Annotated in this window: 12 protein-coding genes; 6 read left to right on the forward strand and 6 right to left on the reverse strand. The window is 51.3% G+C overall.

The window, feature by feature from the left end; all coding sequences use genetic code 11:
- Positions 1–3 precede the first annotated feature (3 nt).
- Entirely contained in the window at positions 4–582 is a 579-nt protein-coding gene (locus H8S65_RS00650) for an FKBP-type peptidyl-prolyl cis-trans isomerase (RefSeq protein ID WP_186928034.1), read from the forward strand.
- On the forward strand, positions 579–1649 hold the full coding sequence (gene aroC, locus H8S65_RS00655) for a chorismate synthase (RefSeq protein ID WP_186928177.1): 1071 nt from the start codon (positions 579–581) through the stop codon (positions 1647–1649). Before H8S65_RS00650 ends, aroC begins: the two co-directional genes overlap by 4 nt.
- A 42-nt stretch (positions 1650–1691) precedes the next feature.
- Here aroC and rlmH read toward each other — a convergent pair whose 3' ends face one another.
- Positions 1692–2165 carry a 23S rRNA (pseudouridine(1915)-N(3))-methyltransferase RlmH gene (rlmH, locus tag H8S65_RS00660; RefSeq protein WP_186928035.1) on the reverse strand — a complete coding sequence of 158 codons (474 nt, stop codon included), beginning with the start codon at positions 2163–2165 and terminating at the stop codon, positions 1692–1694.
- Positions 2166–2255: 90 nt separating this feature from the next.
- Here rlmH and H8S65_RS00665 point away from each other — a divergent pair, with 90 nt between their 5' ends.
- From H8S65_RS00665 to H8S65_RS20985, 3 genes are all read left to right on the forward strand, one after another.
- Positions 2256–2627, forward strand: a complete 372-nt coding sequence (locus H8S65_RS00665; protein ID WP_186928036.1) for a DUF4783 domain-containing protein — start codon at positions 2256–2258, stop codon at positions 2625–2627.
- A 10-nt stretch (positions 2628–2637) separates the two neighbouring features.
- Positions 2638–3495 (forward strand): carboxylating nicotinate-nucleotide diphosphorylase, encoded by an 858-nt coding sequence (gene nadC / locus H8S65_RS00670; protein WP_186928037.1) that lies wholly within the window; start codon positions 2638–2640, stop codon positions 3493–3495.
- An 81-nt stretch (positions 3496–3576) separates the two neighbouring features.
- The gene (locus H8S65_RS20985) at positions 3577–3834 is read left to right on the forward strand and encodes a DUF6722 family protein (RefSeq protein ID WP_255488994.1); all 258 of its coding nucleotides are present in this window, start codon (positions 3577–3579) and stop codon (positions 3832–3834) included.
- A 158-nt stretch (positions 3835–3992) separates the two neighbouring features.
- Here H8S65_RS20985 and H8S65_RS00680 read toward each other — a convergent pair whose 3' ends face one another.
- On the reverse strand, positions 3993–4568 hold the full coding sequence (locus H8S65_RS00680; protein ID WP_186928038.1) for an acyltransferase: 576 nt from the start codon (positions 4566–4568) through the stop codon (positions 3993–3995).
- On the reverse strand, positions 4569–5270 hold the full coding sequence (locus H8S65_RS00685) for an SAM-dependent methyltransferase (protein WP_186928039.1): 702 nt from the start codon (positions 5268–5270) through the stop codon (positions 4569–4571).
- Between the two features lie 67 nt (positions 5271–5337).
- Here H8S65_RS00685 and H8S65_RS00690 point away from each other — a divergent pair, with 67 nt between their 5' ends.
- Positions 5338–6762, forward strand: a complete 1425-nt coding sequence (locus tag H8S65_RS00690; protein ID WP_186928040.1) for a methyltransferase RsmF C-terminal domain-like protein — start codon at positions 5338–5340, stop codon at positions 6760–6762.
- Here H8S65_RS00690 and H8S65_RS00695 read toward each other — a convergent pair.
- From H8S65_RS00695 to H8S65_RS00705, 3 genes are all read right to left on the reverse strand, one after another.
- Positions 6752–13069 carry a glycoside hydrolase family 2 TIM barrel-domain containing protein gene (locus H8S65_RS00695; protein WP_186928041.1) on the reverse strand — a complete coding sequence of 2106 codons (6318 nt, stop codon included), beginning with the start codon at positions 13067–13069 and terminating at the stop codon, positions 6752–6754. The genes H8S65_RS00690 and H8S65_RS00695 overlap by 11 nt on opposite strands.
- Before the next feature lie 28 nt (positions 13070–13097).
- A complete protein-coding gene (locus H8S65_RS00700; protein WP_186928042.1) occupies positions 13098–13898 on the reverse strand; it encodes a polysaccharide deacetylase family protein in 801 nt (266 codons plus the stop codon).
- 327 nt (positions 13899–14225) lie between these two features.
- Positions 14226–15719: a RagB/SusD family nutrient uptake outer membrane protein gene (locus tag H8S65_RS00705; protein WP_186928043.1), complete on the reverse strand. Its 1494-nt coding sequence runs from the start codon at positions 15717–15719 to the stop codon at positions 14226–14228.
- Between the last annotated feature and the right edge of the window lie 6 nt (positions 15720–15725).

Raw genomic sequence — 15725 nt, forward strand, 5'->3', positions numbered from 1 at the left:
CAAATGAAAATTACAGTAAATAAGTTCGTCGCAGTTACTTACGATCTGACCGTAGACGAAGGCGAAAAACGCGAGTTGATGGAAAGAGCAACAACCGAGAACCCTCTGAAGTTCATCTTTGGCACCGGCGCCATGCTCCCCGCCTTTGAAAACGCACTGAAAGGATTGGAAGTGGGCGACAAATTCAACTTCTCCATAACCCCGGAAGACGCATATGGCGAGTATGTGGAAGAACACGTACTGGATCTTCCGAAGAATATTTTCGAGGTAGACGGCAAGTTCGACTCAGAAATGATCAAAGAAGGCAACACGGTCCCGATGATGGATTCGAACGGCAACCGTATGAACGGTTCTGTTTTGGAAGTAAAAGAAGATGTAGTCGTGATGGACTTCAACCATCCGTTGGCTGGTGAAACGCTGCATTTCAGCGGTGAAGTTATCGAGGTGCACGAACCGACTGCTGAAGAAATCGCAGCTCTCTCTGCTCCGGCAGGTGGATGCGATTGCGGATGCGACGACTGCGGAAGCGATTGCGGCGACCACAACCACGAAGGTGGATGCGGATGCGGAGGATGCAAGTGAATACATTCGGAAACATATACAGACTGACCTCTTTCGGTGAATCGCATGGTCCTGGAATCGGAGGCGTAATAGATGGATGCCCTGCCGGTATCGAATTGGATACGGCTTTTATCCAAAGTGAACTGAACCGTCGCAAACCGGGGCAATCCAAAATCACCACTCCACGCAAGGAGGACGACGAAGTACAGTTCCTTTCCGGTATTTACGAAGGAAAGACTACCGGTACTCCGATCGGTTTTATCGTCTGGAACAAGAACCAGCACTCGGCTGACTACGACAATATGAAGAGTGTCTATCGCCCTTCCCATGCCGATTATACCTACCAGACCAAATACGGAATCCGCGACCCGCGCGGCGGTGGACGTTCGTCTGCACGTGAGACGATCGCCCGTTGCGTGGCGGGGGCAATTGCCAAGTTGGCCCTCCGCCAGAAAGGAATCCGGATTCAGGCATTTACGTCGCAGGTTGGAAACATCAAGCTAAACGGTTCTTATACGGATTACGACCTGAGCAAGGTGGAAGACACCGCCGTACGTTGTCCGGACCCGGCTGTTGCCGCAGAGATGGAGGCTTTGATCGCCGAGGTGAAATCCAAAGGAGACACGATCGGCGGCGTGATTACCTGTGTGGCACAGGGAGTCCCCGTTGGTTTGGGCGAACCGGTATTCGGAAAGCTACATGCGGCATTGGGACATGCGATGTTGACAATCAATGCCGTAAAAGGTTTCGAGTATGGCGACGGCTTCGAAGCGGCTTTATATCGTGGTTCGGAACGGAACGACCGTTTCTTCAACGATAACGGACACATCAACACCCATACGAATCATTCCGGTGGCATACAGGGAGGCATCTCGAACGGGCAGGATATTTATTTCCGTGTCGCCTTCAAATCGGTTGCTACCATCCTGATGGAACAGGAAACCGTCAATATGGAAGGTGAAGACACGATCTTAAAAGCCCGCGGACGCCATGACCCGTGTGTTTTACCCCGGGCTGTCCCTATCGTCGAATCGATGACGGCGATGACGCTGTTAGATTATCTACTGATACAGAAAGTCAGACAATAAATTTCTTTCAGGCACGGAAGTCTTGGACTTCCGTGCCTAATATTATTCATGGTGATAGGGTTCGTTATTCAGGATCGTCATCGCCCGGTAGATCTGTTCGATAAAGATCAGGCGGATCATCTGGTGGGAGAAAGTCATTTTGCTTAAGGATATTTTCTCGGTGGCGGCTTTATAAACAGCATCGCTGAAACCGTACGGGCCACCGACAACAAAAACCAGGCGCTTCGGAACCGTATGCGTCTTTCTTTCTATATAGGCGGAAAACTGCATCGAGGTAAATTCTTTTCCTTTTTCATCCAACAAAACCAAATAGTCGCCAGGCTGTAATGTTTTCAGAATCAATTCGCCTTCCTTCTCTTTCTGCTGGGATTCGGAAAGATTTTTGACGTTCTTAATATCAGGGATCACTTCCATTTCAAAAGGGATATAATGAACCAAGCGGTTCTTGTACTCATTGATCGCTTCCACAAAATATCCGGCATCCGTCTTACCGATCACAATCAGTGCAATTTTCATTCGTTTACATTTTAGAGATTGAGGACGCTAAATTACAGGAAAAAATACATACCTTTGCACGATAATACTCACAAAAAGAGGAGAAAGCTTATGAAACGATTATTTCTGACGTTGGCATTGGTTCTCTCGGTTCTGAGTGTAATGGCTGCCGATATAGTTCCTATATCGAACGCTTTTAAAGGAGGCAACGCCTCGTCGCTCAGCGGATCAATGGACAAGGAAGTCGACATGGCCCTACCGGGTTCATCCAAAAAGTGCAACGCAAACGACGCTGTTTCAATGCTGAATACCTTCTTCGGAGGGAACAAACCGACAGGATTCACAGTCGTCCACCATGCTGATAAAAAAGAGAATGGTTTCTTTGTCGGCAAACTGCCTACTTCATCCGGTGAATATCGCGTAAACGTGACATACCGTGCAGAAGGAAACAAAGCGATTATACAGTCTATCAGAATAGAATAAATCAAAAGATATGAACGTACAAGAAACAAAAGAACAACTGATTGCGGAACTGATCCGCCTGGCATTTGTAGAAGATATAGGTGATGGCGACCATACGACTTTATGTTGCATTCCGGCTACGGAAATGGGTAAGAGCCAGCTGATCGTGAAGGAAGACGGCGTATTGGCCGGTGTCGAAATGGCTGAACGTATTTTCCACACATTCGATCCGGATCTGAAAATGACGACATTCATCCATGACGGGGCCGAAGTGAAGAAAGGCGATATCGCTTTCGTTGTCGAAGGCAAGGTACAGTCTTTGTTGCAAACAGAACGCCTGATGCTCAACGTCATGCAGCGTATGAGCGGTATTGCAACCACGACACGCAAATATGTCAAGGCATTGGAAGGGACGAAAACGCACGTGCTGGATACGCGCAAAACGACTCCGGGCCTGCGCATGATCGAGAAAGAAGCGGTCAGAATCGGTGGCGGCGTCAACCATCGTATCGGGTTGTTCGATATGATTTTGCTGAAGGACAACCATGTGGACTTTGCCGGCGGTATCGAATCGGCCATCACACGTTGCCACCAGTACCTGAAAGAGAAAAACAAGGATTTGAAAATCGAAATCGAGGTCCGCAACTTCGACGAGCTGCAGGAAGCGATGCGTGTCGGCGGTATCGACCGTATCATGCTGGACAACTTCAACATCGAGAACACAAAGAAAGCTGTCGAAATGGTTGCCGGACGTTATGAGCTGGAATCTTCCGGGGGTATCACTTTTGCCACGCTTCGCGATTATGCGGAATGCGGTGTGGATTATATCTCGGTCGGCGCACTGACACACTCTGTCAAGGGGTTGGATATGAGCTTCAAGGCTTGCTAAAGATATTTTCTTCCGACAAAATAGATGGCGTAAGGATTTTTACTTATCTTTACGCCATTATTATATCTAATCAGAACAACTATGAAACAATTACCAAAAAACCCCTCTTCCCACAAGAAGAAACAGCCGAAAGGAATCTCTCCCAAAGTGTTAAAAGCAATCTATATAGAAGCTGGACAATACACATTGGATCTCTCCAAATTAATCTTTGGCGGGGTAATATTAACAATGATCACAAATGCAGATATAAATAGAATCATTACATTTGCAATTGGATGTATATCTATTATAGTATTAACAATAATAGGATTTATCCTATACAAAAAAGGAAAGGAATAATTATGATAGAAAGTTATTTATTAGCAGGTCTATTCGGTGTTATGTCATTGGCAGGGATTATTTTCCTCATCTTTATCCGGACTCCGAAAGGAAAGAGATGGTTCAACGGAGAATATTAAACCTCCATCATACATATTCCGGGGCAAGCGACCTCGCCCCTACGAAATACGCGTTACGACGCCACCCTCTAACAGGTATTGCTGATTGCTCTCCGGGCATGTGGCGATACCTTTTTCATTGAAGGAGAGGCGATGTCCGTATTCGCTCACCCAGCCGATCTGGCTGGAAGGGTTGCCGACTACCAAAGCATAAGGCGGAATATCTTTGATGACTACGGCCCCTGCACCGATCATGGCATATTCGCCGATCGTATGCCCGCAAACGATCGTTGCATTCGCACCGATAGAAGCACCTTTGCCGACATGCGTTTTCAAATATCGGTCTTTACGGGAAACGGCACTGCGGGGATTGACCACATTCGTAAAAACGCAGCTGGGCCCTAAAAAGACGTCATCCCCGCAAGTCACGCCGGTATAGACGGAAACATTGTTCTGCACCTTCACATTATTTCCTAAAACCACTTGCGGAGAGATCACGACATTCTGCCCGATATTGCAATTCCGGCCGATTGTGCACCCCGGCATAATATGGGAAAAATGCCAGATGCGTGTGCCGTCGCCTATCGTGCATCCGGGATCGATAACGGCTGTTCCGTGTGCTTCGTATGCTGCCATTTACTTATATATTAAGAAGATTGTCGGTTTCTTGCTCAGATCGGGAACCTTTCCGGCCCATTCCTTGACGGGACGCGTGTGGATATATTCGTCTTCGCAGGTGATATTCGAAGCAATACACAATTTGGTCGAAGGGCGGCACGTGCGGATCAACTCCTCCGCCAATTTATTATTGCGGTAAGGCGTTTCGATGAACAGCTGTGTCTGGTTCTCCGAATAAATGCGCCCTTCTAACTTCTTGATCGTATTCGTACGTTCCGAAGCGTCGATCGGCAGATAGCCATGAAAAGCAAAGCTCTGCCCGTTAAAACCGGAACCCATCACCGACATCAGGATCGAAGAAGGGCCGACCAGCGGAACCACCTTGTAATTTTTACGCTGTGCGATCGCCACCACATCCGCACCCGGATCGGCAACAGCCGGACAACCGGCCTCCGAGATCACCCCGACCGACTCGCCTTTCGCCAAAGGAGCCAGATAAGCGGCAACGGCTTCGGGCGACGTATGTTTGTTCAATTCATAAAAGACAAGATCGTCTATCACGATGGAAGGCTCTGTCTTTTTCAGGAAACGGCGCGCCGTACGCACATTTTCGACAATGAAATGACGGATGGAAAGGATGACTTCCCGGTTATATTCGGGAAGCACCCGGCGATGTTCGACGTCGCCAAGCGTGACGGGAATGAGGTAGAGAGCGGACATATTTTTTATTGACAATTGATAATTGATTACGCAAAAGTAGTATTTTTGCCGAAAACAAGCTAATAAGATGGCACTTCCGATAGATTTTATCACACGTACCCGTGCATTGCTGGGAAATGAGTTCGACAGTTTCGAGGCGGCGTTGCAGGCCGATGTTCCCGTCAGTATCCGTATAAACGAGAAAAAAGGCACTCCTGCTCCTGTTGCCGGTGCGCCGGGTAGCCGGGTGGCCTGGTGCGATACTGGCTATTACCTGCCCGAAAGGCTTTCGTTCACCTTCGACCCGCTCTTCCACGCCGGTGCTTACTACGTGCAGGAAGCATCCTCTATGTTTCTTGAACAGGCGATCCGCAGTCACGTGAAAACGCCTGTCCGGTGTCTCGACCTATGTGCCGCTCCGGGAGGCAAATCGACCCATCTGGCGGCTTGCCTGCCGGAAGGAAGTCTGCTGGTCAGCAATGAGGTGATCCGGAGCCGGAGCCATATACTGGCCGAGAATATCGCCAAATGGGGAAATCCGAATTGCATCGTGACAGGCAACGATCCGGAAGAGATCGGTCGCCTGACGCATTTCTTTGATGTGATCGTCGCGGATGTGCCCTGTTCCGGCGAAGGCATGTTCCGCAAAGATACCGACAGCACAGGCGAATGGAGTGTTGCGAACGTCGCGCTCTGTGCCGGGCGCGGGCGCCGCATCATCCACGATATCTGGAACGCGCTGAAGCCCGGCGGCCTGCTGATCTACAGCACCTGCACCTACAACACGGAGGAGGACGAAGAGAACATCCATTATATAACGGAAGAATTGGAAGCCGAAGCATTACCCATCCCCGTAAAGGATGAATGGCAGATCACCGGCCCGCTAAAATATGACCATCCGGTCTACCGCTTTTTCCCGCACAAGACCAAGGGCGAAGGTTTCTTCCTCGCCGCCCTGCGCAAAGCGGAGGGCGAGACGGAGGAAATCCGGTTCAAAAACAAGAATAAAAAAGAAAAGGGGAAAACAACTCCTGCCATCCCGGAAGCTGTCAAATCTTATCTGTCGGACACCTCTTCTTTCGCACCCGAATGGGACGGAAGCCGCCTCCGGATGCACCCTAAACCCGTCCAAGATGTGTATCCCCTGCTTCGCGAGCATCTGCGCATTCTTTCGGCCGGAATCTGTATGGGCGAAGCGAAAGGGAAGGATTTCATCCCCGCCGAAGAGCTGGCACTCAGCACGGCTCTCAGCCGGGAGGCTTTTCCTACGGTAGACCTCGATTGGGAGGATGCCATCAAATATCTGAAAAAAGAGGCCCTTCTCCTCCCCGATGGCACGGAAAAAGGCTACGTCCTGGTCTGTCATAAAGGTTTCCCGCTCGGTTTCGCCAAACATCTCGGCAACCGCGCCAACAACCTTTATCCGCAGGAATGGCGCATCCGGAGCGGGTATGTTCCGGAGAAGGTGAAGACATTTTCCACCTTCTACAGAACACACGGTTTCAATGAATAAATGCCGGTTCATACTTCACAGAAGCAATCCGGATCTCCGTCTCCACGGCAGGCATTCCTTCAGCCACGACCTTCAGCAGCATCGTGCCACTTTTTGTACCAGGTTGGAGGATGGCGAGGCACTTGCCCTGATGGGTACTGCAAGCCGGATTCCGGAAACTTCGCATATCATCAGGAGCGGCATTGCCGGAAGCCAACAGGATGCCATCCCCTTCGACAGTCATCTTTAACCGGACAGTGGCGTCAGGTACGATCCGCCCCTCCTCATCCGCCACACAGACCTTGACATAAGCCAGATCATTCGGATCAGCAGACACAATCTGTTTTTCCGGAAGCAAGACCAAACGGCACGGTCGTCCGGTTGTTTGCAGGGATTTATGAGCCACCTCCCGACCATCCCTTATACCGACGGCCATAAGGCAACCGACCGAGAACGGCACTTCGAAGTCAGCGGCAAGCCGGGCAGACACAATTTTCGTACCCAGACATTCTCCGTTCAGATAAAGCCGGACCGAATCACAACGGGAATAAGCACGAACTGTTAGCGTCTCCCCTTCATGCCCCTTCCAGTTCCAATGCGGATGTTCGTCGGGCCAGCCCCATTTGCTAAGCACCTCGCGCTTGCCTGCGGGAACGGGGGCATGGACAAGCAGTTCCAGTTCGCTCCTTCCCCACACCACATCGCGGAAAAGCGACTGCGGTTTCTTGCCTCCGTTCATATCCAAGTCTCCGCAATTGGACAGGAACCAGGGCCATGAACGGGTCGGAGTCGAATACGGCCTGTCGTCATCAACGTAGCTGAAGTTTCCGATTCCGACCTCCCCAATATAATCCATCCCAGTCCAGACAAAGTCTCCCAATACGAAAGGATAGAGATTTGCCGCCTTCCAGTTTTCGAGCGTCTCGAGAGGGAAACTTTCGGTTCCGACCATAATGCGGTCGGGATATGCCTTGTGATCGGAGAGATACTGCTTCGTTTCGTAGTTGTAGCCACCTAAATCCAACAAGGCATAAGCCGGTGCGGATTCCTCCCATGCACGTCCTTTCTGTTCCCAAAAGGCACAGATTGCCTGGGTGACAGGGCGGGTAGCGTCAAGAGACTTGACCACAGAGACCAGTTCCCGGCCAATCCGTAGCCCGGCAGTGTCGGCACGTTCGTAAATCTCGTTGCCGATGCTCCAGATGATGACAGAGGGATGGTTGCGGTCACGTTTTACAAATGCCGCCATATCGGACACGGCATGTTCCGGGAAGAAAAGATGATAATCCTGATCGCGCTTGGGATGTTCCCACATATCGAAAGCCTCATCGATCACCAACATTCCCAAACGGTCGCAGGCATCGAGGAACTGCCTGGACGGCGGGTTATGGCTGGTGCGAACGGCATTGAAACCATTCTCTTTCAGAAGACGCACCTTGCGTTCCTCCGCCCCGTCATAAGCGGCCGCTCCCAACAAGCCATTATCATGATGCAGACAAGCGCCTTTCAGTTTAACGGGACTACCATTCAGCAGGAATCCCCTGCCTACCGAAAACTCAAGCGATCGGATGCCGAAGGTGGTCCGATAGTAATCGGTTATTTCACCGGCTGAGACCAACCTGACATGCGCCTCATAAAGATCCGGGTGATCGACCGACCAGAGTTCCGGCTGCCCGACATCGGCAGAAAGCCGGAACGTATGAGAACCGCCCGCGGCTACGTTACCGGAACATTCTTTCGTCACAATGGCCGTACCGTCAGGACGAACCAAGGTCAGTCGAACCGTCACACCGGCTTCCACAGCCATCCGATTGCGGACGGGAAGGATAATCTCGACCTTTGCCTGTCCAGGCGTGACAACAGGAGTCTGTACCTGTACCTCCTCATCCGGGATGAAAAGGTTGCCGGAAACGGTCAGCCGAACATGGCGGTAAATACCCGATCCGGGATACCAACGACTGTTGTCGCCGGGATTGAACGCACGGACCACCATCACATTCTCCTTTCCGGCAGGATTCAGGAAAGGAGTCAGGTCATAACTGAAAGGCATATAGCCATTCGGATGAAACCCAAGATGATGTCCGTTGATCCAGACATCCGACCGCTCCATAACCCCGTCGAAGCAAACACCTACCCGCTGGCGGGAAGTCCATTCGTCCAATGTGAAACGTTTGCGATACCAGCCTGTCCCGCCTGGCAGATTCCCGGTGGAGATCGAATCTTTAAGCCCCTTCACGAAAGGGCCGGCCGAGTTGCCGTTGTCCGGGTAGCGCCGCTCGATACTGAAATCATGCGGAAGAGTGAGTGTCCGCCAGGAGGAATCGTCAAAAGAGACGTCCAGGGCATCAGCCGGAGCCTCTTCACAGAACTTCCATCCTTCATCGAACAGACGGTCGGCATAGAGAGCAGCGGCATACGCGGGATCGGTGGACGGAGCTTTCAGTTCCGGATATTCGATTCCGTAATGTCCGGTAACGGCGGCAAGCAGGAAATAATAATTATCCGCCAAATAGTTATAACCGGTCGGAGCACCCCCTTTCGTCCGCCAGTCCACACTTTGCAGGTAACCGGGGAAAACGCCGGAATGAGTGTATTCGCGTTCGTAAGTCGCCATCATCGTGAACAGGATTTTATCTGCTTCGCTACGCATTCCTGCGTTATACAATGCCTGGATGAAATGATAAGCAGCCTGGCCGCAAAGGCCACCGTTCTCATACCGTCCCCAGCGAGTCATTTCTTCCCAAGAGCCTTTGTCTTCCTTGGCAACGGGGACGAGCGGGCCGGGTATGCCGTAGACATAATCATATCCTTCCTCTTCGAGCTTCTTCAACATCTTCCGAAGAATCCTGCGGGCACGTTTGCCGGCAACCAGTCCTTCGTTGATCGCCATCGAACTGATAAACGTAAACTGATAATCATGCATCCTGCCGTCGCGACTCACCCATCCGGCATACATACCGGTATGCGGATTGTAGAAGGTAGCATCGAAAGCCGAACGAAACCTATCGAGTTGCAAACCGACAGCCGCAGCCTCTTCCGGCAAGCCGAGCAGCGTCAGGACTTTTTGCATTCCCGTCAAGCCGCGATAAGCCTGCAAATTGACATAGGCATCTTTATGGCCGAAAGCGAAGTCGTCCCACCAGTTGAGGCTTTCGCGCTTCGGGTCCATGTAATTCCCGTGGAAAGGGGATTCGAAAATACCGTCCCCATCCGTATCTGTCGCCAGAACACCACGTACGAGGCGACAAATTTCCTCCTGGTAACGGCGGACAAAAGCCCAGTCGTTCGTTGCCAGCAAGTAATCATAGAGGGAGATGAGCGTCACTTCGGTACTCTCCCACCCGTAATCCTTTATCCGGTCATTGTCGCCGATCCGTTCCCGCAAAGCGACTTCGATGGAGGTGCGCAAGGCTTCACGCATGGAGTAAGTGCCGGACAACGGCGGTGTGAAGGGAATCATATCCGCCTTAAACGCCAATGCCAGGTGACCGATGCCTTCGAGAAGGATATTGTCGCCCATCGTCTGATGAACAGGGTTGACGGTAAAAGCATTCTGCCAACAACGCTTCAACCCGTCAAACCGGGAATCCGAGAAGTCGCAGCCGGGAATCTGCGGATAGTTTTCTTCTAAGACCGTAAAGGTGAGTCCGGCCTCTTTCAGCGGTCTGTCCGTATGAAAAGAGAGGATAACCGAACCCATGTGGATCGATTTACGCCAGACATGCCCTCCCCGGTTGAACGGACCGAGCAATAGCCCGGTATTCTCGTAATCGGGAACAAAATGTTCCTGTAGATAGACTTCCGGAACATCAGCCTCCACTTTCACCAGTCCGCAGTCGGGGAAATGCAAAACGGCAGGGAGACGGAAAGACGCCTTTACGATCCTGGGGGTAAAGGGTGTAACCGGCGTGTCATATTGTGCGGACGGTTCCTGGGTTGTTTTTCCGGCCCATACGGAAACGGGCGATATATCCGGAGCGGTATGAATGCGAAAAAACTCACCTTCGATACCTTCCGAACGGCTCCGGACAGAAACATTGAACTTACGGTCACCGGAAGGAGACACCATGCAGTCCATCCGGCCTCCTTCCGTGAAAGGGACATCTTCATAAACGGTCTTCCAGCCATCGCAAACGGCAGGCGAAGCCATACCGAAAGAACTTTCTCCCCTTCCGACCAGGCAACCTCCCTTGCCCGGACGAAGCAAGGACTTATCCTGATAACGCCGGTTTCTTCCACCCGACTCGACGTTGAAGTAGGACATCATCGGAAAATCTTTTGCCCAGGAAAGAGCATAATACGGGGAGAGATAGGTGATAAAATCGCCCGACATATCCACCTTTACCAAAGGAGCCTCTTCTTCCGGACGATCCACAACGATAAAGACAGGACGTTCGCTTACGGCCACCTCTACGACTCCATCCTTCACGGGGAGCACCTCCTTCACTCCAAAATCTTTCTTATCTTCAAGAGTGATCCGAAGAACTTCCCGGACAGACGGATAGTCGAGGCGAAGCAGGTAGCGGTCTTTCCGTGTCCCATCGCTTGTCGGACACCAAAGGGCATAGGCCAGCTTTCCCGTATTCCGGTCTTTATAGCGATAGATACGGACATCCTTATCGCCGGAAGGAGATTCGGTATCGAACACCATGCCGGCAAGAGCCGTCTTCATGGTCTTCACATAATACCAGGAAGGTTTATACTCACCGTCCACCGTAAAGAATCCACAGCTCCCATACACACCTAAGGTATATCCTTTTATATCGTTGGCAAGGAACATCATCATCCGGTCCAGTCCGGCAGCCGAACCGGCCAGGAAAGCTCTGACGAGCCATTGTCCCTGTATCTCGTTCATCGTGATACCATCGGGATAGCGCTTATGCCCTTTTGCCGCGGACTGGTAGGTGTTCGGATCGGTATCCCAACCGATTTCGGTGAGCCAGATCTCCTTGTCGGGAAGATTGGCGTTCCGCCATTTCACCAGCTTCTCTAATTTCTCCTTCAAGCCGTCTTCCTCAGGGCTGATCCCATAAGCGATTTCCTTGGGATGTTGCCTGCCGCGCGTGTTACAGTAGTGATGCACATTGATGACATCGGCAGGAAAGGAGCCGTTGCGGTAGTAGTCGGACCACAGTTTCATCGCCTGTATATAACTAAGGGACAAACCGGCCAGACCACCGAACACAAACTTCATATCCGGGTCAGCCTGTTTCACGCCAAAACCCTCTCCCATCGTCCCCAAATGCCCGTCATACGAAGCACTGCAAAAGGCGGAAAAGACATAAGGATTGAAATGCTCCTGCGGATCGCCCCATTCCCGGTTCCCTTCGTTCCAGTTCTCAAAATAACGGATCAGGCCGAGGCCGCTCTTCTTCGGAGCAGCTTCGGTAGTGCGCAACAGGCGGTCGGGGATCTTTCGAGAACCGTAGCGTGCAGCATACTGGAAAGAGTAATCGGCCATGACGCGATAGGTCTCCGGCTTCGTGGGGTCACCCCCGAAAGCGGGGATGCGTTCGCCCTCGTTTTTAGCGTCGACGTGGCGGTGTATGCAAGGAATGCAATCGACACCCATGTCTTTCAGTTTGCGGTAATAGTCATCGCTGTTACCATCCCGCAAGGTCTCCCATGAAACAGGTGTTTGAAGATCCGTCACGCCATTCCACCCCCAAGGGCGGTATTCACGGACGCAGCCTACGGCTTCGTGTGCCTTGTCGGGCGTATCGATATAGGCATTCATACCGATGAAAAGATCCATCGGACAGGGATCGGGACGCTTACCGACCGACTTCACAACAGGCTCGACCGCTCCATCCGGCTCCCCTTCTATCAAAACCTCGTTGATAGCCAGGTCACAATTCTCCGGATACCGGCCATCCAGATTACACATGACTGTCGCGTTCTTCTGCAACCGGATATAGCGTGTCCTCAGCGGACAGTTTATCTTCACCCACTTCCCCGTATTACGGAGAGGTTGCACCACCGAGTCACACCATTCAAAAGGCCGCCCGCCCGAAACCTTCAGGTAGCCGCCTTCCACCCGGTAGGATTTCGGGGCGTCGAACACATAAACGGCTTCGATACGGTACATCCGTTTCAGGTCAATGACCAGTCCTGCCGGCCAACAGTTCACATTGCCCGAAGTCATCCAACGGGTGACAGGGGTTTTATTCAAATCCTGCTCGTCGAACCAGGACATAAACTCGCCGGACCCGGATTCGTCCGTTACCATCTCTTCCGTTATCCTTATGACCGAAGCATATACCCGGAAACCCGGTAGGAAAACAGGATACAACAAGGTTGCTATTATTAGGAATAATCGTATATACATTGGTTTTTTCAAGATTAAAAACAGAATTCTACTTTTTCGCTTGAGCAGCTACATAATCGAGCACTTCAGAGAATGTTCCAACCCAAATTTCGTCGGAATGGGCAGCCAAAAAGTCTACCAACTTCTGATGTTCGGCAGCATCGACCGTCAGGTAATCGCCTCCTACACCGTGGAATACGATAATCCCTAATCCATGTTTGTCGAGTGCATCCTGTACATACCGGATCAGATCACCGGCCTTGCATCCGGTCATTGCGGGCAGGGTCGGGATCAGGGCGAAATTCAGCGTCTTCGCATCAGCTACCACATGGCGACCGGCCGCTCCACGGCAATACTTAACCAGCCCGGAGTCCAGCAGGGGTTGGGAATAGTCTTCTCCGCCGGCAACACTCTGCCCGCAGGGATAAGCATAAGCATGCTCTTTTTTTCCGTCAATGGCATACAGGAAACTGTTCATCATTCCGATCTCCGTGAGCATATCTTTCACCGAATAACATTCGAGCGAGCGGCAAAGAGAAGAGGAGGACGTTTCGACCGTCCCGGCAAGGCAGGGATGGAAGAGGCTGTGATTGCCCAATTCGTGTCCACGCTTGCTGGCTTCGCGCCACTCCGGGACATCGCTGTCTTTCACAACTTGTCCGTAGAGAAAGAAAGTCCCCCGGAAGTTTTTGGCCTCCAACTGGGGCATAACGATGTCGCGCTGGGATTTCAGCCCGTCGTCGTAAGTCAATACAATGGCAGCCTTTTTACCGTCCGGCCAGGAGATTTGTGCCTGCATCCCGCATAGGGGCAGGCAGATAAGCAAGAGGAATAAAATCGTTTTATTCATAATTGTAACGTTTACAGGAATTTCTCCCTAAATGTAATCAGGTTTATCGGGATGAGCCACCCCGACAGCATCTTTTAACGCTAAAAAGTGGCGGCGGGAGCCTCGACAGCATGCCTGCAAAAGAAAAGGTGCTCGCGAGAAGCTCGACAGCTTGTTTTTCTGAAAAAATGTCCCGGCGAGAGCCTCGACAGCATGCCGGCGAAAGAAAAGACGCTCGCGAGAAGCTCGACAGCTTGTTTTTCTGAAAAAACGTCCTGGCGAGCCTCCCGACAGCATGCCGACAAAAGAAAAGGTGCTCGCGAGAAGCTCGACAGCATGTTTTCTCTATCAATCACCCAGCGAGGGGTTCAGCAAGACTTCCGTATAAGGAATCGGAGCGAAATATTTGCTCTTGTCGATTGTTCCTTGCGGTTTCAGGTCACCTGCATCCTTATATTGGTTCATTTCCTCGACCTTCCCCGTACGGACAAGATCGAACCAGCGGCAATATTCGCCACAGAACTCCCATCCCTTCTCATCGATCACGGCATCCCGGAAAGCAGTCTGGTTCAGTCCAGCCGGCAAGTCTTCCAACCCGGCACGGCGGCGAACTTTATTCACACAATCGTAAGCCATCGCATTCGGCGCCCCATCCGCCATCGTTTGCGCTTCGGCATAGATCAGCAGGATTTCAGCGAAACGCAGGTAGTTGAGATCCCGGCCGCCCATGTGGTCACTACCGCTATAGTTCGGTTCGTTCGGAACCATCCCGTCACGGTATTTGGCCAGGAACGGATGCTTGAACGTACTTTCCTGCCACGGTGTTTTCTTGCCATCGTCCCGTCCAGTGAAAACCGTCAGATAAGTTGCATCCTTGCGCGGCCCTTCCGGGAAGCGGTTGAAGAAACCGATCTCACAGAAAACCTGATCCCAGCCATTTTCCTCGCTCGGTTGCGTGTTCAATCCTGTGAACGTGTTCATATTCTGGTTTCCGCAATCATTAAAGTTACAAAAGATTATCGCCCACAGTATCTCCGGGTTCCCATCCGAATTCCATTTCCACAAATCGGCATAATTTTCCAGCAGATAATACAGGCCACTGTCGATCACATCCTTTGCCTCCTGTGCAGCCAAAGCATATTTATCCGTTTCATTTAACGGATAACCGGCCATCATCAGATAGACCTGTGCCAATATGCCTTTGGCCGAGATTTTGCACGGGCGTCCGACACTGGACGGAAGATCGGCGGAAAGGTTGTCTACAGCATATTGCAAATCTTCAATGATCTGCGTATAGATCTCTTTGAGCGAAGATTTAGGCAATTTATAATTCATGCTATTATCCAATTGCAGCGGAATCTCGCCGAAAACCCGGACCATCCAGAAGTAAGACCAGGCACGCAAGAAGCAGGCCTCCGCTTTCGCCTTCGTCTTTGCTGACTCTGAAATAGGCATCTTATCGACATTGTTCAATAGATTATTGGCTGCAAATATGACCCGATAAGGAGCCGTCCACGAAGCGGCCTTCAGACCTCCATTGGTAGAGGATGGATTGAAAGTATCGAATTGGACATAATCCGGTTTCCCCGCCTGAGAAGTCAAATCGTCCGCTCCCATCAGGGGAACCCATATATTGGTATGTCCCAATCCTCCCCAACGATTGGAAGCCAACTGTGCATACACACCCGTCAGCGCGGCATCCAAATCTTCTTCTGTAGAGAAATAGGAATCTGCCACCAACGTCCCCGCCGGATTTTCATCCAAACTCTGGCAACCGCCCAACAAACCCAGAAAGATTACTCCTCCGAGAATAGATGAAACTATATATTTTAATGTACTCATATCTCA

It is taken from the genome of Parabacteroides hominis (assembly GCF_014287585.1).
GTDB classification, from domain to species: Bacteria; Bacteroidota; Bacteroidia; order Bacteroidales; family Tannerellaceae; genus Parabacteroides; species Parabacteroides hominis.

Bases quoted from the DNA above. Each gene is read 5' to 3' on its own strand.
- H8S65_RS00650 (WP_186928034.1), top strand. From the start codon at position 4: ATGAAAATTACAGTAAATAAGTTCGTCGCAGTTACTTACGATCTGACC.
- rlmH (WP_186928035.1), bottom strand. From the start codon at position 2,165: ATGAAAATTGCACTGATTGTGATCGGTAAGACGGATGCCGGATATTTT.
- H8S65_RS00665 (WP_186928036.1), top strand. From the start codon at position 2,256: ATGAAACGATTATTTCTGACGTTGGCATTGGTTCTCTCGGTTCTGAGT.
- nadC (WP_186928037.1), top strand. From the start codon at position 2,638: ATGAACGTACAAGAAACAAAAGAACAACTGATTGCGGAACTGATCCGC.
- H8S65_RS20985 (WP_255488994.1), top strand. From the start codon at position 3,577: ATGAAACAATTACCAAAAAACCCCTCTTCCCACAAGAAGAAACAGCCG.
- H8S65_RS00680 (WP_186928038.1), bottom strand. From the start codon at position 4,568: ATGGCAGCATACGAAGCACACGGAACAGCCGTTATCGATCCCGGATGC.
- H8S65_RS00685 (WP_186928039.1), bottom strand. From the start codon at position 5,270: ATGTCCGCTCTCTACCTCATTCCCGTCACGCTTGGCGACGTCGAACAT.
- H8S65_RS00690 (WP_186928040.1), top strand. From the start codon at position 5,338: ATGGCACTTCCGATAGATTTTATCACACGTACCCGTGCATTGCTGGGA.
- H8S65_RS00695 (WP_186928041.1), bottom strand. From the start codon at position 13,069: ATGTATATACGATTATTCCTAATAATAGCAACCTTGTTGTATCCTGTT.
- H8S65_RS00700 (WP_186928042.1), bottom strand. From the start codon at position 13,898: ATGAATAAAACGATTTTATTCCTCTTGCTTATCTGCCTGCCCCTATGC.
- H8S65_RS00705 (WP_186928043.1), bottom strand. From the start codon at position 15,719: ATGAGTACATTAAAATATATAGTTTCATCTATTCTCGGAGGAGTAATC.